Here is a 23,329-nt window from a genome sequence, read left to right on the forward strand (position 1 = left end):
TGTTGATTAGCAATGTTGGAAAATAAATTCGCACGGGGAATCCATTGGACTTTCCGTGCGAATAAGCTTTTATTTTAATGTAAAATTTATGACGCTTTTTAGATTATAAAGCGAATCTTTTAAGCGCGCTTTTTATTTAAAGCATTGTATAATCCTGAGCAAATAGCGCTTGCTGCGAAAGCTTTAATCAAATCTCCAATCATGAAAATAATCAAAGTAGATGCAGCTGTTTGTAATGCCATTCCGGTTAAGTAGCTTTGTCCAAAGATTCCAAACGCGTAAATCACGATAGTGCCGATTATAGAAGCCACGGAGTAAGTGCAGAATCGTACGAAAGTCTTTTTGAATGAACGTTCTGGCATCATTGCATCGAGAGCAATGTCAAATATGCGTTTCAAAGCTGCAGTTGCTGCAACGCCAAAAATAAAGCCAACAAGGAATCCAGCAGTTGGTCCAACTAATACAGCTAAACCTCCTTTAAAACCTGCAAATACAGGCAATCCTGTAGCACCCAGAGCAAGATACATAACTACTGAAGCAATACCTTCACGCCATGTTAATGTTAAGCCAATAATGCATAAAACAAGAGTTTGCAATGTAATTGGCACAGGTGTAATAGGAAGATAAATTGCGCCTGCCATTGTAGATAATGCTAAAAGCACAGTAAGAAGAGCTGGTTTTGCAATCCAACGAGCTGCATAATTAACATTTTCTAATAAACGTGATGATGTTGTGCATTTAGTAGTGTTATCTAAATTGCTCATGATTAACCTTCTTTCGTTTATTTTTCCGGTTGATAAAAACATTACGTGCACTAAAAATCATGTGCATTGGAGAAGTGTACAAAATTTTGCATTAGGTTTTGTGTATGTTGGCTCATACTAAAACAGGATTTTTCAGATATTTTTTATCGTATGGTTACGAATATCAAAAAATTACTTATCGCTAATCGTGGTGAAATTGCTTTGCGAGTGATCCGCACAGCGCATGAAATGGGCATTTCTACTGTTGCGATTTACGCACCAACTGATCGCAATGCTCAATTTGTAGAAATGGCAGATGAAGCTTACGCACTTTCTGGAGATACATATCGCGATACTTATTTGAATGAAGACGCGATTCTTGAAATTATTAAAAGAAGTGGCACTGATGCTGTACATCCTGGATATGGATTTTTATCTGAAGTTGCGTCTTTTGCGCAAAAAGTCAATGACGCAGGTGTGATTTGGATAGGTCCTCGTCCGGAAGCTTTGATTGACCTTGGAGATAAGATTACTGCTCGCCGAGTTGCTGTGCGAGCTAAAGTTCCGCCTGTTCCTGGAATCTCTGAGCCTGTAAAAGATATTCGAGAGCTTTTAACGTTTGCTCAAACTCACGGTTACCCTGTGATGATGAAACGCACAGATGGTGGCGGTGGTCGTGGTATTACAGTCGTGCATAACGATGACGAATTGCGCGGTTTTTACATGAATCACGATGCTTTGCAAGGCGGAGATTTAGACGAATACTTCATTGAACGTTTTATAGACAAAGCTCGTCACGTTGAAACGCAATGCGGACGTGACGCTAATGGGAATTTCACCGTATATTCCACGCGCGATTGCTCTGTGCAGCGCCGAAATCAGAAATTGGTTGAAGAAGCTCCTGCACCGTTCTTAACGGACGATGAAAATGAGCAGCTTCGCAGATATTCTCGTAACCTATTTGAAGCTGTTGATTACGTAGGTCTTGGCACGTGTGAATATATGGTGACTTCTCAGCATAAAGTTTATTTCCTTGAAGTAAACCCACGTTTGCAAGTGGAACACACTGTTAGTGAAGAAGTAAGCGGACTCGACTTAGTGCGCGAACAGCTCAATATTGCTGACGGCAAGAATCTTACTAAAGATCCAGAGCCTAGAGGTCATAGTTTTGAGTTGCGAATCACTTCTGAAGATCCTGCTACTAATTTGACTCCAAGCTCTGGAACTTTAACGAAAATAAAGTGGCCTTCTGGTCCTGGAATTCGCGTTGATTTTGGAGTAGAAGAAGGTGATAACGTATCTCCAAAATTCGACTCTATGATGGGTAAGTTGATTATAACTGCGCAAAATCGTGAAGCTGCTGTTGCACGTGTTCGAAGAGCATTAAAAGAATTGTGTATTGAAGGTGTGCCAACTCCTGCAAAATTATTTGAACAAATCTTCAACGATCCTGAGTTTACTGCAGAAAATCACAGTTTTGACGTATCGACTAAGTGGTTGGAGCGCAAATATTTGAATCGTGTTCCAGCTGCATCTTTGGGAGGTCAGCCAGCTTCACTTGTTTCAGGACAAACTTCTGACGATTCTGAAAATAAGCAACCGGCAATGGAATCTTTCGTAATTGAAGTTGATAACAAGCGTGTAAAGCTTACGATTCCTCAAGATATTGTTGATAATCTTACTGGTTCTGCTCGCGTTCGCAACGTTTCTAGAGTTTCTCAACCTTTGCGAGGTCGTGGACTTAGAGGAGATACGCATAAAGGTGAAGAGCAAAAACAGATTCCAGGTGTGATTGCAGCTCCAATGCAAGCTGTTATTACTCGCGTGAATGTTGCTGAAGGTCAGAAAGTTGCTAAAGGCGATTTACTAGCTGTTCTTGAGTCTATGAAGATGGAAAATTACGTTTATGCTCCAGCTGCAGGAACTGTTACTGGTATTTTTGTTGCTCCTGGCGATGGCGTGGAAGCAGGAGCAAAGATTGTGACTATTGAAATTGCTGGAGATAGTGATAAGAATTCTTCGAATAAAACTGAAGGAGCACAAAAATGAGCAATTTATTGCAAGAAAAATCTGCTGTTTCTGAGGTTTCTTCTGTTTCTGGAATCAATACAAAAACTGTTTCTAGTTCTACTGTAGAAAATAATTTACAACCTCGTAGAGGTAAAGCTGCTGTGCAACACGCTGCTCAATTAGCTAGAGATGCAGAACAGAGCGCGTGTGATAAACAGCATGCTAAAGGAAAAGGAACTGCTAGAGAGCGTTTGGATTTGCTTTTTGACACTGGCTCTTTCGTGGAAATCGGTCGTTTTAACGGCGGAGATATTAACAATGATGTAGCTGGATGTGCTGTAATTACTGGTTTTGGTGAAGTTTATGGCAGAAAAGTTGCCGTGTATGCACAAGATTTTTCTGTAAGAGGTGGCACTCTTGGAAAAGCCGAAGGTGAGAAAATTTGTCATCTTTTAGATATGGCTTTAGAGCTTAGAGTCCCTGTAGTTGCTGTAATAGATTCCGGTGGCGCTCGCATTCAAGAAGGTGTTGGAGCGCTTATGCAATACGGGCGAATCTTTAAGAAAACTTGTGAAGCAAGCGGCTTAATTCCTCAAATCTCGCTTATTCTTGGACCTTGCGCTGGTGGTGCTGTGTATTGTCCTGCATTAACAGATTTGATTATTATGACTCGCGAGCACTCCAACATGTTCGTCACTGGTCCAGATGTTGTTAAAGCTGCAACAGGCGAAGCGATTAGCATGGACGATTTGGGCGGAGGACTTGTGCATAACGCAACTTCAGGAGTCGCTCATTATTTGGGAGAAGATGAAGCTGATGCAATCGATTATGCTAGAACTGTTTTAGCTTATTTACCTTCGAGTTGCGAATCTAATCCTCCTACTTTTGCTTATTGCGCAACGCGTGCAGATCGAGAAACTGCGCGAGAATTAGCGAATATCGTTCCAGATAACGATCGACAGCCATACGATGTACTCGATGTAATTCGAAGAATTGTAGACTATAGCGAGTTTGTACAAGTACAAGAATTGTATGCTGCTTCTGCAGTGGTTGGATTTGCTTGCATTGAAGGCCATCCAGTTGGAATAGTAGCTAATCAGCCTAAAGTGAACGCTGGAATATTGGACGTTAATTCTTCTGAAAAAGTTGCTCGATTTGTGAGATTGTGTGATGCGTTTAATTTACCTGTTGTGACTTTAGTTGACACTCCTGGATATAAGCCTGGATCTGATCAAGAGCATGCTGGAATTATTCGCAGAGGTGCAAAAGTGATTTACGCTTATGCAAATGCTCAAGTTCCTCTTGTAACTGTGATTTTGCGTAAAGCTTTTGGCGGTGCATACATTGTTATGGGCTCGAAATCTATGGGTGCAGATGTTAATTACGCGTGGCCGACAAGCCAAATTGCAGTGCTTGGTGCTCAAGGAGCTGTAAATATTATTCATCGTAAGGATTTGCATAAAGCAAAAGAGCGTGGGCAAGATGTAGATGCATTGCGTAAAAAGCTTGTTGATGAATATGAAGCTACTACTGTAAATGCAAATCTTTCTCTGGAAACTGGTCAGATTGATGCGATGATTGATCCTGAGCAAACGCGCGATATGATATCTGGCTCTTTAAGTCTTTTGCGTAGTAAAAAGCGTATTAAAAGAACTGGAAAACATCATGGGAATCAGCCTATGTAAAAGAAAGAAGAAAGTCTTCTGATTTACAAAATCCTAATAATTTTTAACTAAATATAAACCAATATCAGATTTACATCAGATTTATAAAAGATATACATCAGATATAAACGAGAAGGAAATATCATGACAACATACTTTTTCGATCGCCTTGCTAAAGATCCTCATGTGCTCGCTTTCGCCGGGCAATCAACACCATGGGTTGAATGCCTTTCTTCATTGTGCAAGGATGCTGAATTAGACGCTGAACTTCACCGTTATGAAAATGGTGCAAAAGCGTTATTATCTCCAATTTATGCAGAATTATTGGCTAATGCCGGTGGAGATATGAATGTTTTTGATGCAATCGAAAATAAGCATATTCATGCATCTGATGCTAAATTAAGTGTGCCTGGAATCGCTTTAGCGCAATTGGGAGCGGTTTTAGATTTAACTAATCTCGGTTATAACTTTGAAGTTAATAAGCCATATGCTGTACTTGGTCATTCGCAAGGTGTGATTGCAGCTAGAATGGTTGAAGCTCGTATTAAATCTGGATCTTGGCAGAAAGCTCGTGCACAAATAGAGGAATTGCTTGCTTGCGCTTATATAATTGGAGCTGCTGGAGATCGCGAATCGCGTATGCTTGAAATCTCTGGAGATGGCGATTTAACTCCAATGCTTTCACTTAAAGGCGTGACTGAAAAGCAAGCTAAAGCTTTGATTGCACGAGTTGAAAGAACGAAGGGCGCTATATCAATTGCTGTTAAGAATTCTAGAAATCATGTAGTTCTTTCTGGATATCCGGAAGATATGGAATCTGTTGCAAATGAAGCGCAAAAAGAAGCTAAGCGTTCTAAAAAATTGCGTGAAATGAAAGTGCGTGGTGGAGCTGTTTTCTCTCCTGTAGCCGAATATTTGGATGTAACAGTTCCATTCCATTCTCAAATGATGGAAGCTGCAGTTTTGCAGGCTGAAAATTGGGCTATGGAAGCTGGATTGAACGTAGAAATAGTGCGTTCTTTGGCTGATGAAGTTTTGGTTAAGGCTGTTGATTGGTCTGAGATTGTTAAAAATGTGCTTGAAAACACTGAAACTCGCACTCTTTGGATTCTAGATATGGGTCCTGGGGAAGTGCTTGGTAAGCTAACTAGTGTGCTTGTTCAAGGAACAGGCGCTGGTGTAGTCGAAGCGTCTAGCGTTAATTCTCGCGCAAATCTTTCTACATTGGATTGTGCTCCAGAGCGTAGTGGATGCTGGGCTGATTTTGCACCTCGTGTTATTGAAACTCCTGCTGGTCGTAAAGTTCTTACTAAGTTTAGTAAGTTGACTGGTAAAGCTCCTGTATTGCTTGCTGGAATGACTCCAACAACTGTTGAGCCAGAAATTGTTGCAGCAGCTGCAAATGCTGGATACTGGGCTGAACTTGCAGGCGGCGGTCAAGTTACTTCTGAAGTATTCGATAGGCATATGGATTCCCTAGAAAAGCAGCTTAATGAAGGCGCTACTGTGGAATTTAATGCAATGTTTATGGACCGTTATTTGTGGAATTTACAATTTGGTTCTAAGCGCATTGTGTCTAAAAAACGTCAATCTGGTGCTCCAATTGATGGTGTTGTAATTTCTGCAGGTATTCCAGAAATAGATGAAGCAAAAGAATTAGTGTCTTCTTTGCATGCTGACGGATTCCCGTATGTTGCATTTAAGCCTGGTACTGTTAATCAGATTCGACAAGTTATACGTATTGCTAAAGCTGTTTCGCCATCTATGATTATTGCGCAAGTTGAAGGTGGATCTGCAGGCGGACACCATTCTTGGGAATCGCTTGATGACTTGCTTATAAGCACGTACGCTCAAGTTCGCGAATGCGATAATTTAGTTCTTGTTGCTGGCGGTGGAATTGGTACTCCTGCTCGCGCTGCGGATTATATTTCCGGCGAGTGGGCGAATGATTATGGTTTGCCAAATATGCCTGTTGATGCTGTGATGATTGGAACTGCAGCAATGACAGCAAAAGAAGCACATACAAGTCCTGAAGTAAAGCGTATGCTTGTTGAAACTCCTGGAATTGTAGCTCCTAAAGCATCTAGTGTTGAAGGTTTTGATGATGATCCATTTGCTCCAATGGGAGAGCGTTGGGTTCCATCAGGTGGTGTAATTGGTGGAGTCACAAGTGGTTTGAGTCATTTGCATGCAGATATTTACGAACTTGAAAATTCATCTGCTAAATGCGGACGTTTGCTCGTACATATGATGAAGCATCCAGAAGAGCTTGAAACTCGTCGTGACGAAGTTATATCTGCTCTTAATGCTACTGCTAAGCCTTATTTTGGTGATGTTGAAACAATGACTTATGCTCAGTTTGCGCAAAGATTCCTTGATTTGGCTTATCCTTGGGTTGATCCTACTTACGCGGATCGCTATTTGCATTTGCTTCAACGTATTGAAGCTCGTTTAGTGAGCCAAGATTCCGGTGAGTTTACTTCAACTTTGCCATCTAGAGCAGAAGTTAGCGAACATCCTCAAGATGCATTGGATTCTTTGCTGAAAGTATTGCCTAAAGCGCGTGAACTTAACGTTGTTCCAATGGATGCAGCATGGTTCCCAACTTTGGTTCGCGAATATCCAAAGCCAATGCCATTTGTGCCTGTTATTGATAACGATTTATTGCGTTGGTGGGGACAAGATCAACTTTGGCAATCGGAAGATTCTCGCTACTCGGCTGATGCTGTTCGCGTAATTCCTGGACCTATTTCTGTATCTGGAATTACTACTATGGATGAGCCTGTTGCAAATATACTTGCTCGATTTGAATCAGCTATGATGCAACGTGCAGAAGCTCTAGGTGTTGATAATAGCTCAAAGAGTATTGCAAAGGGTAGTGCAAAGGGTAGTGCAAGAGATGCAGAGAAGAATTTTGAAGTAAATAAGATTGCTTTCAGTCAAATTGATGATTCAAAAGATGTTGAAGCATACGTGCGCGCATGCCCTAATATTTCTTGGATTGGTCATGTGACTTCTAATCCAGCTTATGGCACTAATATTAACGATGAAAATTATGTTATTAGTGTTCTTGATGAGAAAAATAATCTAATTAAGCTTGATTTGGATATTAAGTTAGACACTTTCTGGGATAATCAAAATTCTAATGATTTTGATAAATCAAATAAGTCATCTAATAAATCGGCTAACAAGATTGCATCAAATCCAAATGATAAATCTTCTGCTCCTAAGCATGCTGTGCGTGATATTGTTATCCCGCTGATCGTTGATTCTTCACGCGCTGGAAGTATTCCTGTAGTGGATCGAGATCGACTGCCTGAGCATGTTTACAATATGCTTGCTGCTACTGCAGGTATTGGAAATACTGCTATTACTGGCGATGTGCTTGAGAAAATGCCAAAAGTTGAAACAAATGGTGAAGGATCAAAGCTGAATTCAGATTTGATTGCAGAAGGTTATTCTGATTCTCCGTTTGGCTTAGTTCGTTCATCTTATACTTTCTCTCGCAATCTTGGAATAGATCATGAATCTGCTACAGCAGGTCGTCTTCCTGATGGCTTAAAGGCATCTCGAATCGTTCCAGATGCTTTAGTTGGACCTGCTTGGCCAACTATTTACTCTGCTCTTGGTTCAGTGCTGGTTGACGGTTATCCGATTATTGAAGGCTTACTAAATGCTGTTCATTTAGATCATTTAGTTGAGCTTGATATTGATGCTTCTGATTTTAGTAATTACGTAGGCAAGCGAATTAACTTGCTTGGCTGGGCAGAACAGTATTCTGAGTCTGCGTCAGGTCGTGTTGTAACAATTCATGTAATTCATACAGCTGCTGACGGAACGCGTCTTGCACATGAAACTGAGCGTTTTGCTATTCGTGGACGTAGCTTCAGTAATGCGCTACCAACTCCGGCTGCTGAATACGGTGACGCTGCTTCATTGCATGGATATGAGATCGAAGATACTCCACGCAGAGCGCTTCGAAGAGTTACTGTTCGCGCTCCTCATGATATGACAGCTTTTGCGCGTACTTCTGGAGATTTCAATCCAATTCATACTTCTAAGCGTGGTGCTGCAATATCTGGACTTTCTGCTCCTCTAGTTCATGGAATGTGGCTTTCTGCAACTGCTCAGCATGTTGCTCAAGCAGTTGATGCAAAAGGCGCGCGTTATGAACTAATCGGATGGTCATACAACATGTATGGCATGGTTCAGCTAGATGATGAAGTTGAAATAACTGTTGAGAGAGTAGGAAAGGTCCGCCGTGGTGGACTTGCTTTGGAGGTTACTTGCAAAGTTGCAGGTCAAATTGTTTCTAAAGCAAGTGCGTTAACTCGTGCTCCTCGTGCAGCATTCGTATATCCTGGTCAGGGCATTCAGAAGCAAGGTATGTCTTTGGATGAGCGTGCAAAATCACCAGCAGTACGTGAAACTTGGGAGCGTGCTGACAAGCTCACTCGTGAAAAGCTTGGATTCTCAATCCTTGCTGTTGTGCGCGATAATCCAAAAGAACTTACTGCTCATGGAGTGACGTATCGTCATCCTGAAGGATTGCTTAACTTAACTCAATTTACGCAAGTTGCTCTTGCAACTGTAGCTTTTGCTCAAACGGCAAGATTGCGTGAATCTGGATGCGATATTTGGCCTGCATATTTCGCTGGGCATTCTCTTGGTGAATACAATGCTTTAAGCTCTTTCGCTCAAATTATTCCACTTGAAACAGTGTTGGAATTAGTGTTCCATCGTGGCTCTACAATGCATCATTTGATTGACAGAGATTCTCAAGGTCGTTCAAATTATCGCATGGGTGCTCTTCGTCCTAACCAATTCGGCGTGGATGATAGCGGAGTAAAAGCTTATGTTGACGGTATTGCTAAGGAAACTGGCGAATTTTTGCAAATTGTAAACTATAATTTGGCTGGTCAACAATATGCTGTTGCTGGAACAATCAAAGGTTTGAAAGCTTTGGCTTCAGACGCATCTAAGCGTGCAAAAGAATATGGTGGTAAACCTCCATTCATGTTTGTTCCTGGAATTGATGTTCCATTCCATTCTCGCATTCTTCGAAAGGGTGTGCCGGAATTCCGCGATAAGCTTGATTCTTTGCTTCCAAGCAATATTGACTATTCACGTTTAGTTGGAAGATATATTCCTAATTTGGTAGCTGTGCCTTTCGAGTTGACTCGTGAATTTGCGCAGAAGATTTTAGACGTTGTTCCTTCCGAGCGTATTGAGGCTGCTTTAGAGGATGAAAATACTTGGAAGTCGTATGCTGAAGATGAACAAAAATTAGGTAGATTACTTCTTACGGAATTGCTTTCATGGCAATTTGCTTCTCCAGTTCGATGGATTGAAACGCAAGCTCTTATGTTTGCTGATCGCGCTCGTGGTGGACTTGGTGTTGAAGAATATGTTGAAGTTGGTTTAGGTAATGCTCCTACTTTGGCAAATCTTGGTGCTAAAACTCTAGCTTTGCCTGATTTTAGCGGTGAAAAGGTCACAGTTTATAATGTTGGCAGAGATGAAGGTCGAGTGTATATGACTGACACTGATTCTCTTGTTCCACAAAGTTTTGATGAAGAAGATAGTCAAGACGCAGCTCCTGCTTCTGTGCCGGCTGCTACTGAGTCGTCTGCTTCTGCTACTTCAGATCAAGCTCAAGCTCCAGCTCCTGCTGCTACTACTTCTGCTGCTCCTGCATCAAGTGGACCTGTAGAAGACTTGCCTTTCAAAGCGTCTGACGCAATCTCAATGCTTATTGCTTATAGTGCAAAGATTCGCATTGATCAAATTGGAGATACTGATACCACTGATACTCTTACAAATGGGGTATCTTCTCGAAGAAACCAGCTTCTTATGGACATTAGCTCCGAGCTTGGTGTTGCTAGTGTTGATGGTGCTGCTGAAGCTCCAATGAGCGCATTGCGTAAGTTGGTTAATTCTGTTGCTCCTCGTTACAAGGCATTCGGTGCAGTGCTTTCAGATATTGTTCGTGAACGTTTACGCGCGCTTTTCGGAGCTGCAGGCGTGAAACCAGCTCAAGTTGACAAGCGTATTAGCGAAGTTTGGCAATTGGGTGACGGTTGGCGTGCTCACGTTCTTGCTGCATTGGTTTTGCAAACGCGTGAAGGAGCGAGTGTTAGAGGTGAAAACCTTGCTCAGATTTCAACGCAGCCGGCGAAGAATGTTGCTGCAGCTGATGCTTTAATTGATGCTGCAATTGAGCAGGTTGCTCGCGCTAATGGTGTATCTATATCTAAGCCTGGTGCATCTGGTTCTGCTGGTGGTGCTGTAGTTGATTCCGCTGCTCTTGATGCTTTTGCGCAACGCGTTGTTGGTAGTGATGGTGTTCTTGCTGCAACAGCTAAATTCGTGTTAGCAAAGCTTGGAGTAGAGGCTCCTAAAGTTGAAAATGGAGAAGATGAAAACGCTGCTGTTGTTGAAGCTGTTGAATCTGAGCTTGGTGCGGATTGGCCAAAGCAGGTAGCTCCTCGATTTGATGAGCGTAAAGCTATACTTTTCGATGACCGTTGGGCATCTGCTCGTGAAGATGTTGCGCGTTTGTATTACGAATATGCTTTAGGTGATAACAATGCGTCTTCTGCTAATGATGTAGATCCAAGTGATGTTGCAGGAATATTAAATAACATTGGTAAATTCTTAGGTGCAGGATCTTCTGTTGCTGCTGAAGCTGATTGGTTTGCAAAGAAATCTAAAGAAAAATGTCTAAATAATTTATCTGCAATATTCGAGAAGATATCTAAGGATGCTAGAACAAGCGTATGTGATGCGTCTTGCGCTCAAGATGATAGCGAATCTCAAACTCGATTTGCGTCAGATATAGCAGTTGTTACAGGAGTTGCTCCTTCTTCGATTGCTGCTCAAGTAGTTACAGGTCTTCTTGCAGGTGGAGCTACTGTTATTGCAACATCTCACAGTTTTAAGCCGAGTGTAAAAGCGTGGGCAAAGAAAGCTTATCGTCAATATGCTTCCAAGGGTTCGAAACTGTGGCTTGTTCCAGCTAATTTATCTAGTTATCGTGATGTTGATGCGCTTGTAAAGTGGGTCGGCACTGTTTCTAAGAAGGTTAGCGGTGCAAAAACAACTATTTTGAAGCCAGCTTATGAGCCTAGCTTGTTCTTCCCATTTGCAGCTCCTCCGGTTCATGGAACTTTGGCTGATTCTGGTTCGCTTTTCGAATCTCAATCAAGGCTTATGCTTTGGGGTGTTGAGCGTGCTATTGCAGGATTTGCTCAAATTGGAGCTGATACAGATGTACAACATCGTATGCATGTTGTTTTGCCTGGTTCTCCAAATCGCGGTATGTTTGGTGGAGATGGAGCTTATGGCGAAGTTAAGAGTGCGTTTGATGCGATTGTTAATCGTGCGCATGCTGAAAGCGTGTGGTCGAATCGCGTAACTTTCGCACATCCTAAGATTGGATGGGTTCGTGGCACTGGCTTAATGGGTGGAAACGATCCATTAGTAGATGTTGTTGAGCGTCATGGTCTTACAACTTACTCAACTAAAGAGATGGCAAATCGCTTGCTTGATTTGTGCACAAAAGAATCGCGCGAGCAGGCTCTAATAGCTCCACTAGACGTAGATCTTACTGGAGGATTAGGTAAAGAGCCTCTTGATTTGAATGCTCTTCGTGCTGAAGCCTTAGAGGATCAACGTTTGGCTGCTCAAGCTAATAATGGTGGCAATTCAGATAATGCAACTAAAGATGATGAGAATAATGCATCTTCAAAGTCAACTAATAAAGCGTTACCAACTCCTTACGTACCTTCTCAGCCACGTGTCAATCTAGATGATTGGAAGAACGTAACAGCGCGTCCGGAAGATGAGATTGTAATCGTTTCTGTTGGAGAGCTTGGACCGTGGGGATCTGGACGTACAAGATTTGAAGCGGAGCTTGGAATTCAAGAAGATGGTTCTGTGGAGCTTTCTGCAGGAGCAGTACTTGAATTAGCTTGGAATATGGGATTGCTTACTTGGCAAGATTCTCCAAAGCCGGGTTGGTACGATTGCGAAGGAACGCTTGTTCCAGAAGCTGACATTGCTGAAAAGTATCGTGATGAAGTAGTAGCTCGCTCAGGTATTCGTCCATTTGAAACCGGTATGGGTGGCGATTATAAAGATGGAGCTAATGAGGAAGAAGCAGAGATTTTCCTTGACCATGATGTTAGCTTTAATGTTCCAACAGAACAAATCGCTAGAGAATACGTATCTCTTGATGAATCTAATACTGAGATTTCTAGTGATGATGAGTCTGGAGAATGGATTGTAACTCGTAAATCTGGATCTGTAATTCGTGTTCCTCGCCGTGCTGCAATGACTAGAACAGTTGGCGGACAATTCCCTAAGGGATTTGATCCACTTAAGTGGGGTATTCCAGCATCTATGGTTGGAAGTGTAGACACAATTGCGTTGTGGAATATTGTTACAACCGTGGACGCTTACATTTCTGCCGGTTTCACGCCTTCTGAAATTTTGCAATCAGTGCATCCGTCAATGGTTGCTTCAACTCAAGGTACAGGATTCGGCGGCATGAGTTCTATGCGCAAGCTGTATTTGGATCGTTTCCTTAACCACGAAATTCCGACCGATGTGTTGCAAGAAGCTCTACCAAACGTTGTTGCTGCTCACGTGATGCAAACATATATTGGTGGATATGGAAATATGATTCAGCCAGTATCTGCTTGCGCAACTGCAGCGGTTTCGCTCGAAGAAGGCGTTGATAAAATAGCGCTTGGTAAAGCTGATTTCGTTGTTACAGGTGCTATTGACGACATCGGCGTTGAGTCCGTAGTTGGCTTCGGCAATATGAACGCTACAGCAAATAGTGAAGAAATGTATGCAAAAGGCATAGATCCACGATTCTTCTCTAGAGCAAACGATCGTAGACGCGGAGGATTCCTTGAATCTCAAGGCGGCGGTACGATTCTCATAACTCGAGGAGATATTGCATTAAAGCTTGGATTGCCTGTTGCTGGAGTAGTTGGTTTTATTCATTCTTACGCTGATGGTATTCACACTTCGATTCCAGCTCCTGGATTGGGTGCTTTAGCTGCAGGAATGGGTGGAGCTAAATCTAAGCTTGTGCGCGATTTGGCAGCTTTAGGTGTTACTTCGGACGATATTGCTGTTGTTTCTAAACACGATACGTCTACGAATGCAAATGATCCGAATGAATCTGAGTTGCACAATACTTTAGCTCATGCAATCGGACGCACGGAGGGAAATCCTCTGTTCGTAATCAGCCAGAAGACGCTGACTGGTCACGCAAAAGGTGGTGCTTGCATATTCCAAATCAACGGTTTAACTCAACTGTTTAGAACAGGAGTAATTCCTGGAAATATCTCGCTTGATTGCGTAGATCCTGCTCTTGAGCGCGATGATCACATGGTGTGGTTGCGTAAGCCAATGCGTGTTGGTTGCACTTCAATAAAGGCTGCGCTCGCTACTTCTCTAGGCTTTGGTCACGTAAGTGGATTTGTGGCTCTTGTGCATCCTGGCGCATTTGAGTCAGCTGTAGCAGCTACTTGTGGTGTAGGTGCATTAGAAGAGTGGCGAAATCGTGCTAACGCGCGTTTGGCAGCAGGTCAGAGGCATTTGCAAGAAGGCATGATGGGGCGTGTTGAACTGTTTGAACCAGTTGAAAATCGTCACTTGCTTAAGGATGGTACTCGTATGGCTGATGGAACTCGCTACAATGGACATGAAGCTGAAAAGGCGATGTTGCTTAATCCTGACGCTCGCCTTAACGCGGATGGCTACTACTGCTGATTTTTAAGTTAATTTTATAAGTTGATTTTATAAGTTAATTTCAGCGTGATTATTGAGCTTGCTAAGGTTTTAAGCATATTATGCTTTCAGCTTTAGCAAGCTTTTTTATGAAGTGCAGCTTAATCATAAAATCCGCATGTTTTTGTTATTGTTGCTTAGGTGTTTGAAAAATAAAATAATATAGTAAGCTCTATTGGTAAAGAGTAAGTTTAGTTTTGTAAATGGGATTGTTACTTGCGATAGAAGGTTTAAATGTTTTGTATAAATTGCGGAAATAGGATTGACGAAGGTGATAATTTCTGCTGTTTTTGTGGATTTGCTGTTGAAGATGATGTGGATTCGAAAGCAGAAACGCAATCTTTTAAATATCAAGAATCAGATATCGCGAATAATCCAAGTAATTTAGCTATTCCAACTAAATATGCAAATCCGAATGCTTTTAATGAATCTAACAATCCTAATACTTCTACTGAATCAAACAATCTGAATACTTTTAATGAATCTAACAATCCGAATACTTCTACTCAATTCAATACTTCTAATAAGTCAACTTCGTATGACAATCACAGCAATAAGCAAAATCTTAAAAATCGCAAAAGTGTTGTGATTATTCTTGTTAGTGTTGTGCTCACAGTTGTACTTGTTTTAGCTGGTTCGATTTGGTATTTTGCTAAAAATAGAACTTCTGGCACTAATTCTTCAAGCGCAAATTCGGTGCTAATTCCTGAAGCGAAATCTGGCGATAACGCTGATAGTGTGGCAAAATCCTTGGAAAATAAGGGTTTTCGCACGAAGATTATTGATGAGTTTAGTGCATCGAAACGTGGAAACTTCCTTAGATATGCGAATGTTAAGCCTGGTTCGAAAGTGTCAACTAGAAAAGTTGTGAAAATTATAAGATCTAAAGGTCCTGGCGTTCCAGCTAGGGGAGTTGTTGGAGAGAATTTAAGTCAAGCTTCAAAAATTGTTAAGTCGATGGGTGTTCCAGTTAAGCTCCATCGAGTGCCTGTAACTGATTCTGCAGCAGATAAGATTGTGGCGTCTAGTCCACTTCCTGGAAACGCTGTTGGCAAAGACGGTGTAATAAATATTGCTGTTGGTGAAAAGTGCGATGGTGTTCCAGTTGATTTGTTTGGGTTAAATAGAGACAAAGCTAAGGATATGCTGTCTTCTAAGCCTTTTAGTGTGGATCTTCGCCCGAAGTTTTCATCGCCAAAATATTTTGGCAAAATTGTTGGTGCTTACCCTGCTTTAGGCACTAAAGGAAATCCTAAAGAAGTAACGCTTTACTATGGAGTTGACGCATCTAAAGCAAAAGATGTTGTAACTGAACCAATGAATCTTGGTGACGAAACGGCTTATCTTGTGCAACGTGCAGGCTCTTTTGTTGGCAAATGGTGTACGAATAGCGGTAAATGCATAACTCTTGTTCCGCATCGTATGCGCAATGAACAATTCGTAGAAGAACGAAATATTAGGAGTCTTATTCCAGTAGATTTTGATGATACAGACGGAAGAGTATCTGATTTAGATAGCATGGGTTATATAGATAATAAGAGTATTCTTGATTTGAATTCTGGAGGTCAAGATCCTACGGATTACGCTGTATTTGATAAGAATATTAAAAATAGTTCAATGATGAGGAATCATCTTATTTCCGGCGATACTGGTGCTGTAGAGCTGTATTCTGGAGGCGCTATTGTGCAATGTGGCAATCAAGATGTTCCTATTTGGGGTTCAGGAGTTACATGTTTGAACGGGAAATATACTGAGGCTCCTACTGATTCTTATGAGCAAGCAAGAATTGACAATGATCCAGGTAAAGGTATTGGATATTATTACACGATGCGAGATTTTATGGTAATAGTACCTGTTGGAGCGAAGTTCGATGAGCTTTTAAATAGTGGATATTTCGTTGGAAAGCCTACACGCAAACCAGATTTAAAGCGTCCGTTTATTTTGCGAAGGGATTCTGACCTTTATAAAGAAACACGCAAAGATTTGCCAAAAGGTGATTTTGTTAATCCTTTTGTTCCTACTTATCAAGGACATGCAGTGCCTTTTGCGCCAGCTCCAGATGATTCGAACGCGTACTATCTTGTTGAAGAGCCTTTTGACTGGAGCACAAATCCTGGCGAATCGCTGTGATTTCTCAGGAAGATGGTTTGTATGATTGCAGGACTTGGACACGATATTGTTAATGTTTCGCAATTTGCTGAGCAAATGAGCGTAAGCAATGGTTGGCGTGCGCTATTTTCTACTCGAGAACTTCGACAGTGTTCAATAATCGCGAAATGTAAGCATGATAATGAAGCTATACATATTGCTGCACGTTGGGCTGGTAAAGAATCTGTTATAAAAGCTTGGTGTGAAGCACTTGGAGCTTTTGAAGCAAAATATCCATATACTTTAGATAACACTCCATGGAATCAGATTGAAATTCTTAGTGACTCCCATGGTTGCCCTAGCATACATCTTTCGAGTGAAGTAAAAGAAAAACTTGTAGAATCGTTAAAATTGCAATCTTATGAAAACGTAAAATGGCATATATCGTTATCTCATGATGGAGATGTTAAAAGTGATTGTGCGCTTGCGTCTGTGGTTGTTATTTTAGAAATTTTATAGGATTTGCATAGTGTTTGAATAGAAGTTGATTGGTAAATAAAAGTTAGGGCATTTAGAGTTAGATTTGCGGATAGAAGTTAGACTTTCGGATAATTATGTAAATTGTGAGTGTTGCAAGCGTTTGTTTAGTGTATTTTGGCGTGTTATAACAATTCTATTTGTTATATGTCTTAAGTACCTGTATAATTAGACGAGTCGCCATTTTGCTGTGAAGTAAAGTGTGATGATTGCGGACGTAGCTCAATGGTAGAGTCTCAGTCTTCCAAACTGATTACGCGGGTCCGATTCCCGTCGTCCGCTCCACTTGAGGAGAGTTGATATATCAATGTTCTTCGCCTGTTCCTACGTCTTAGAAATAGGCTAAATGTGCAAATAATGTGTGCAATTGAATCTATTTGTTCTAATAGTTATTAGTGATTCAGTTAAATTCTTTTTATTTTATAGTTTTTCTCATATAGTGTTTGGTTTATATCTTTTTAACTCGTTTTTGATATTTACATTCATTCATCATGCGTTTGCAATATACTTGCATATCAAAGGGCATAAAGAATTTATAGTTGATTAGGAATACGGAATTGCAAAAATTTTTAGAAAAATTTTTAGAAAAAAATAACGCAATACGAAAAATATTACCTTTCGTAACAATATTTGTAATAACTGGTCTTATTGCAATCGCATTCTTCAGCAACCTGTATCTTGCGTACAATTCACGTAATTACGCGCAAAAACCTCTTGTTTTAAGTAAAGCAATCATACCGGATTTAAGCAGTTACAACGAGCGAACCGGTGAAAAAAATAACAGAGAACAAGCGCAAATTATCGGCAATTCCATTTCTATCCCAAATTCTGGTGCAGATGTAATATTAAGCGGAATTAACGAAAATACTAAAGCTTTAAAAATCGAGTTGCAGCAAGAAAAGCCGTCAACTTTCGTCACTGGCACGTTGGAAATTGAAGACTTTGGCATAGCTCCAAACGCGTACACTCTAGCGGATTCTTTCCAAATGTCTACCGGAAAGCACAATACTAGAGTTCTTCGTTTTGAAAGTCACGGAACTGCGTACAAAGCTAAGCTGCATTTTAATCAAACAGGAGCTCCTTTCACACTCAAAGCTGTTACGGTAAATCCGCCTTTTGCGCTGCATGTAAACTTTGGAATGTGGGCAGTACTTTTCGTTGCAAGTTCGCTTATATTCTTGGTATACAAGAAGAAGTGGTATTTGCTTAACTATGATCGCCACAATCTTACGCAAAATATAGTTTTTTGGGCACTGTGCGTAATGCTTATGGGATTCTCGCTCTACCTGTGCTTTGTTGTGTACCGTGGTCATGGCATACGAGTGCCATTTCCGTCTGACTTATATGATCGTGTCAACGGAAATCCGTACACTGAGCAGCTTAAAGCTTGGAAATCAAACTCTTTTGCGCTTCTGCAGCAGCCGCCTAAAGAATTAGTAGAATCCACAAACCCGTTTAGTTGGGGTGAGCGCATGTACTTGGGTTCTAAAGGAGTGTATATACCTTGGGATGTGGTGTTCCACAATAATCATTACTATTGCTACTTTGGTATAGTGCCGTTCTTGCTCACTTACGTGCCTTTTAATCTGATATTCCCACATGCAGTTCCTTCTGCAATATTAGTTGTTACAATATTTGCAGTTGCGATTATTCCGTCTATGTTCGCGCTTCTTAAAGAAGCTGTTGAGTTCTTTGCAATACGCGCCAATTACTGCCTGTTTTTGCTTGCTGCAGCAGCTTTCCCATTCGGATGCTTAATCTTCTACTTGCAATCCTCAGCATCCCTTTACTATATTCCGCTTCTTAGTGCAATACTGTTTGGAGTCTTATTCTTATATGCTTCTCTTAAAGCTGTGCGGCTTCATGCGGTCCGTCCGTGTGCTGGATATGCGCTTTTTGCACTAGCTGGCATAAGTCTTGCTTTGCAATGTGGATCTAGGCCAAACGCGTGCATTCCTGTCGTTGCTTTTATAGCGCCATTATTTATTGCGCTACTATTTGATGTAAAACGAAGTATTTTAAATCGCGTTGCTGCAGCTTCAAGCTTCCTTGTGCCTGCAATTGTAGGCGTATCTGGAATATTAACTTATAATTACTTGCGTTTTAAGTCTTTCTTTAATTTTGGAAATGAAGAGCAGCTTACTAATTTCGATTTGCGGTTTAATAGTAAATCTTTTGATCCTACTAAGGTTCGCGATATTATCCTTAATTATTTCTTAAAACCTTTTAATATTTCGGAAAATTTCCCATATATTTCTATATCTTGGGCAAATAATCAAGGTTATGGAAATTCTTTCTATACGCATATGATTTTCGGTCTTATGATGATTCCGCTTTTCTGGTGGCTGTTTACATTAAGACGCAAGTTTATGCAAAAAATTGAGTATATTATGACAGTTGTTGGATTAGCAGCATCTTTCTTGCTGTTGTATCTTAACTACTGTTTGGGTGGTAATTTGTACCGCTACTATTGCGATTCGATTATTATATTTATTTTGATTGCAATAATGAGTATGCTTCACAGAGTTAAGCCTTATAGCAAAGATCTTGATGTTACTTGTGAAGAAGATTGCGCAATTGCTGAGCAATCGTCTTTGCGTTTGTATGTCCCAGCTGTGCTTTGTGCAGTGGTAACTATGATAATAGTTGGTTTATTAGTATTCAGTAATCATACTGAGCCATCTGCAGATATACAAAACATAAACCCTGATTTATTCCTTAAGTGGAGTGATTTATTTACGGTTGGTCGCTGATTTGCGCATTTACTGACGTGTATTGATGCGTATTTTATATTGATTTGTTACATTTTACGCGCTAATCGTATATAAAAATGGTCAGCAAACTAGTAAATTAGCTTACTGACCATTAAATTATTTATGTTTTAGTTTACTTATGCTTACCTTGCTTTTAGAACATCATTCTCGCAACGCTGATGCCACCAGCCTCTGCCAACGTAACGCTCATCTTCAATAGGTCCGCCAACTTTATCAAATCCGCCGCGAGCATAATAATCTTTGCGAAGATTGAACATAATCACTAACTTCTTATCTCGGCCGTGAGTCCAAACATCACCATTCTGGCAACGTTGACGCCACCAATCGCCGCCCATATCCTCTTCATCAGCAACAGGAGCACCAAGCCAACCAGCACCACGATGTCTGTTGTAAGAGTCACGTAACTCGTACTGAATTACGTACTTAGTGTCTGTACCGTGAGTCCAAACATCGCCATGTTGGCAATGTTGGCGCCACCAGCCGCCGCCCATATTCTCTTCTTCGGCAACGGGGGCGCCTAGACGACCGAATCCGCCGTGATTGTAGTAGGAGTCACGTAACTCAAACTGAATCACAAACTTCTTATCTCGGCCGTGAGTCCAAACATCACCATTCTGGCAACGTTGACGCCACCAATCGCCGCCCATATCCTCTTCATCAGCAACAGGAGCACCAAGCCAACCAGCACCACGATGTCTGTTGTAAGAGTCACGTAACTCGTACTGAATTACGTACTTAGTGTCTGTACCGTGAGTCCAAACATCGCCATGTTGGCAATGTTGGCGCCACCAGCCGCCGCCCATATTCTCTTCTTCGGCAACGGGGGCGCCTAGACGACCGAATCCGCCGTGATTGTAGTAGGAGTCACGTAACTCAAACTGAATCACAAACTTCTTATCTCGGCCGTGAGTCCAAACATCACCATTCTGGCAACGTTGACGCCACCAGCCGCCGCCCATATTCTCTTCTTCAGCAACAGGAGCGCCTAGACGACCGAATCCGCCATGCTTGTAATAACAATCGCGCAATTCATATTGCAAAGTAAATTTCTCACCGTATCTACTCCACTTTTCACGCCTACCGTATCTGCTTACGTTCCAGCCATTGTAATCTTGAGCAGGAGAATCATCAACCCTATCAAAATACATCAAAGGCCCACTCGTAATAGGACTTCCATCATCCAATCCGAACGCACTCAAATCAGCATTACCTTCTACACCGTCAACGTGGCCATGAGAAGTGTATTGCCATCCTCTAAGTCTTGTAGACATAGAGAATCCAACACGAGAACTATAACTTGCAACCCAACTTGTACGATCATGAATAAACTTAGAATTCAATTCATTAAGCAAATAGTTCCTATACGAGTAAACACCAAGATTATGGTATCCAGCGTCAATCAATTGATTCCACCATGAAGCCACAATATCTTGATACTCTGAAGGAGAAGTTGGACGAGAGTGACCAGACCAAGTCCAATTTTCCAAATCGTAATACACAGGATAAGTCAAATCATCTGGGCTTACACCCAAACTTCTCAATTTCCTTACTAAATCACGGCCTTCATTAGCTCCATCCTGAGCATCTTGTGCATAAGAATAAAGATAAACTCCGAATGGAATACCAAGACGTTTACAAGCGTCAATATTTCGCTGAGCTTCAGGGTCAACACCATTATCCCATCCATAACCTACTCGAATAATAGCTCCATCAACGCCAGAAGTATAAACTTTATCCCAATCGATAGTTTTTTGATACTTAGAAACATCAATTACAGCTGCAGCATTGCGAGCAAACACAGTTCCGTCAGCTTCCTTGAAAATTGCATTACCAGATGAATCCTTATCCCAATAAGCACCTTCAGAGTTACCGTAAATGTCAACATTATAAACATCGCTTATGTAACGAACTATGCCTGAAGGATTTGTATGAGTAGTATTGAAACCATTCTTTAGAACAGCATTACTAGCTAAAGTACTATTCGTATTTCTTCTAGACTTAAGCAAAGGAGAGCGCAACACAGAATTTTTTACAGAATTTTGCGCAAAATCACTTACAGAATCACGCGCAACATTATTGTTTTTAGAATTCTTAGACTTTTCAGACTTCGCAATAGTTTTACGAAGTTCAGAAACTTTCACAGGCTCAAAATGCTCTCCATTGGTTATATTCAACGGATCAGCAGGATGATCTTTAGTACCAATAATGCGCTTGTCTGTTATAGTCTTTCCAGTTGCTAAAGACTTTAATTTCCCATCTTTAGTAAATGCATATTTCGAAGAAATAACTTCAGCGTCTTCTGGAATAGAAGCGCTTATTTTCTTAGGAAGTTCTACATTATTACTTGTAATAGAAGATGAATTATGCTGATTTAAGTTGGATTCTAAACTAGAAATACCATCAGCATTGCCAACGTTATCAACAGATGTAGTATTAGAAATGCTTGAATTTATTGACTTGTTAGCTCCAATCATATTCATGCTAAAAACAGTAGAAATTGAAACTAAACCTACAAGCACACGTATAATAATCTGTTCCACGAGTCCTCCAGACTTATGCTTTACGTGTTTATACGCTACTACAGTAGCAACAGCACCATAAAATTGGCGCAAAATCAACAGAAATGTTGTTTTTTATTTCTCTACGTGGCTTTAGATTCTTGTACTAGACTATACTGTTTACTTGTAAATACAGTTTCTGGAGATTGCTAGATTATGAATACTTCGTTAAACGGTGCGCGAGAAAGTATGCCAATTTTGTACATTGTTGTACCTTGTTTTAATGAACAAGAAGGTCTTAGTAAAACTGCAGAAGTTCTTAAAAATAAAATCAATAATCTTGTGTCTTGCGAGCTTATTAGTTCCTCAAGTCGCGTGATTTTTGTAGACGATGGTTCTAAAGATTCAACTTGGAATCTAATCGCCTCATTTAATAGCGAAAATCCTTCGCTTTTTGGCGGTGTTAAGTTAGCTCATAATCGTGGTCATCAAAATGCTTTATATGCAGGTCTTATGTATGCGCGCGAGCAGGGTTGTGATGCTGCTATTTCTATGGATTCAGATTTGCAAGATGATGTTAATGCTGTTGACGAAATGGTTAAGAAATTTGTGCAAGAAGGCTGTGAGATTGTTTATGGCGTTCGTTCTTCACGTAAAAAAGATACTTGGTTTAAGAGAAACACAGCTTTAGCTTTTTATAAGGTTTTTGCTTCAATGGGCGCAGAAGTTGTGCCTAATCATGCTGATTATCGTTTGATGAGTGCTGTTGCTTTAGATGCTCTTTCAGAATATAGCGAAGTGAATTTGTTCTTGCGCGGAATAGTTCCTATGATTGGTTTTAAAACTGGGAAAGTTTATTATGAGCGCGGTGAGCGAACTGCTGGAGTTTCGAAGTATCCTTTGAAAAAGATGATTTCTTTTGCTTTAGAAGGTATAACTTCATTCTCTGTTAAGCCTCTTAAGTTAGTAACTTATATGGGTTCTGTTTCTATTCTTATTGGCTTAGCAATGTTTGTTTATGTAATTGTGTCGCTGTTTTCTAATCATATTGCTGTAGGATGGTCGTCGTTAATGTGTTCAATATGGTTTATTGGCGGTTTTCTTATGATTTCTATGGGTATTCTTGGAAGTTATATTGGCAAAATTTATTTAGAATCTAAACATCGTCCGCGCTACTATATTGAGCAATCTTTATAAAAGGGGTTTAA

Annotated in this window: 9 protein-coding genes and 1 tRNA gene; 8 read left to right on the forward strand and 2 right to left on the reverse strand. The window is 40.8% G+C overall.

Translation table 11 applies throughout. From position 1 onward, the window contains the following. Positions 1–119: 119 nt before the first annotated feature. The gene (locus Q0X59_RS01605) at positions 120–764 is read right to left on the reverse strand and encodes a biotin transporter BioY (RefSeq protein ID WP_075523482.1); all 645 of its coding nucleotides are present in this window, start codon (positions 762–764) and stop codon (positions 120–122) included. Positions 765–914: 150 nt separating this feature from the next. Between Q0X59_RS01605 and Q0X59_RS01610 the strand changes: the two genes are divergently transcribed. The 7 genes from Q0X59_RS01610 (at position 915) to Q0X59_RS01640 (ending at position 19,602) form a co-directional block, all read left to right on the forward strand. After that, positions 915–2,792: a biotin carboxylase N-terminal domain-containing protein gene (locus tag Q0X59_RS01610; protein ID WP_297642722.1), complete on the forward strand. Its 1,878-nt coding sequence runs from the start codon at positions 915–917 to the stop codon at positions 2,790–2,792. Continuing rightward, the gene (locus Q0X59_RS01615; RefSeq protein WP_297642724.1) at positions 2,789–4,438 is read left to right on the forward strand and encodes an acyl-CoA carboxylase subunit beta; all 1,650 of its coding nucleotides are present in this window, start codon (positions 2,789–2,791) and stop codon (positions 4,436–4,438) included. The genes Q0X59_RS01610 and Q0X59_RS01615 overlap by 4 nt, the downstream gene beginning before the upstream one ends. A 123-nt stretch (positions 4,439–4,561) precedes the next feature. Next, on the forward strand, positions 4,562–14,206 hold the full coding sequence (locus Q0X59_RS01620; protein WP_297642727.1) for a type I polyketide synthase: 9,645 nt from the start codon (positions 4,562–4,564) through the stop codon (positions 14,204–14,206). Between the two features lie 252 nt (positions 14,207–14,458). Further along, on the forward strand, positions 14,459–16,354 hold the full coding sequence (locus tag Q0X59_RS01625; protein WP_297642730.1) for a PASTA domain-containing protein: 1,896 nt from the start codon (positions 14,459–14,461) through the stop codon (positions 16,352–16,354). 21 nt (positions 16,355–16,375) lie between these two features. Continuing rightward, positions 16,376–16,831: a holo-ACP synthase gene (locus Q0X59_RS01630; protein WP_103042817.1), complete on the forward strand. Its 456-nt coding sequence runs from the start codon at positions 16,376–16,378 to the stop codon at positions 16,829–16,831. A 229-nt stretch (positions 16,832–17,060) separates the two neighbouring features. Further along, positions 17,061–17,134 (forward strand) — tRNA-Gly (locus tag Q0X59_RS01635). 254 nt (positions 17,135–17,388) lie between these two features. Then, a complete protein-coding gene (locus tag Q0X59_RS01640) occupies positions 17,389–19,602 on the forward strand; it encodes a hypothetical protein (RefSeq protein ID WP_297642733.1) in 2,214 nt (737 codons plus the stop codon). Positions 19,603–19,745: 143 nt separating this feature from the next. On the opposite strand, the gene Q0X59_RS01645 is transcribed toward Q0X59_RS01640, so the two are convergent. Continuing rightward, complete coding sequence (locus Q0X59_RS01645; RefSeq protein WP_297642735.1) at positions 19,746–22,163, reverse strand: GH25 family lysozyme; 2,418 nt, start codon at positions 22,161–22,163, stop codon at positions 19,746–19,748. Positions 22,164–22,337: 174 nt separating this feature from the next. Here Q0X59_RS01645 and Q0X59_RS01650 point away from each other — a divergent pair, with 174 nt between their 5' ends. Further along, a complete protein-coding gene (locus tag Q0X59_RS01650) occupies positions 22,338–23,318 on the forward strand; it encodes a glycosyltransferase family 2 protein (protein ID WP_075523487.1) in 981 nt (326 codons plus the stop codon). Positions 23,319–23,329 lie beyond the last annotated feature (11 nt).

Source organism: uncultured Gardnerella sp., assembly GCF_947280595.1.
Classification (GTDB): domain Bacteria; phylum Actinomycetota; class Actinomycetes; order Actinomycetales; family Bifidobacteriaceae; genus Bifidobacterium; species Bifidobacterium vaginale_A.

Bases quoted from the DNA above. Each gene is read 5' to 3' on its own strand.
- Q0X59_RS01605 (WP_075523482.1), bottom strand. From the start codon at position 764: ATGAGCAATTTAGATAACACTACTAAATGCACAACATCATCACGTTTA.
- Q0X59_RS01610 (WP_297642722.1), top strand. From the start codon at position 915: ATGGTTACGAATATCAAAAAATTACTTATCGCTAATCGTGGTGAAATT.
- Q0X59_RS01615 (WP_297642724.1), top strand. From the start codon at position 2,789: ATGAGCAATTTATTGCAAGAAAAATCTGCTGTTTCTGAGGTTTCTTCT.
- Q0X59_RS01620 (WP_297642727.1), top strand. From the start codon at position 4,562: ATGACAACATACTTTTTCGATCGCCTTGCTAAAGATCCTCATGTGCTC.
- Q0X59_RS01625 (WP_297642730.1), top strand. From the start codon at position 14,459: ATGTTTTGTATAAATTGCGGAAATAGGATTGACGAAGGTGATAATTTC.
- Q0X59_RS01630 (WP_103042817.1), top strand. From the start codon at position 16,376: ATGATTGCAGGACTTGGACACGATATTGTTAATGTTTCGCAATTTGCT.
- Q0X59_RS01650 (WP_075523487.1), top strand. From the start codon at position 22,338: ATGAATACTTCGTTAAACGGTGCGCGAGAAAGTATGCCAATTTTGTAC.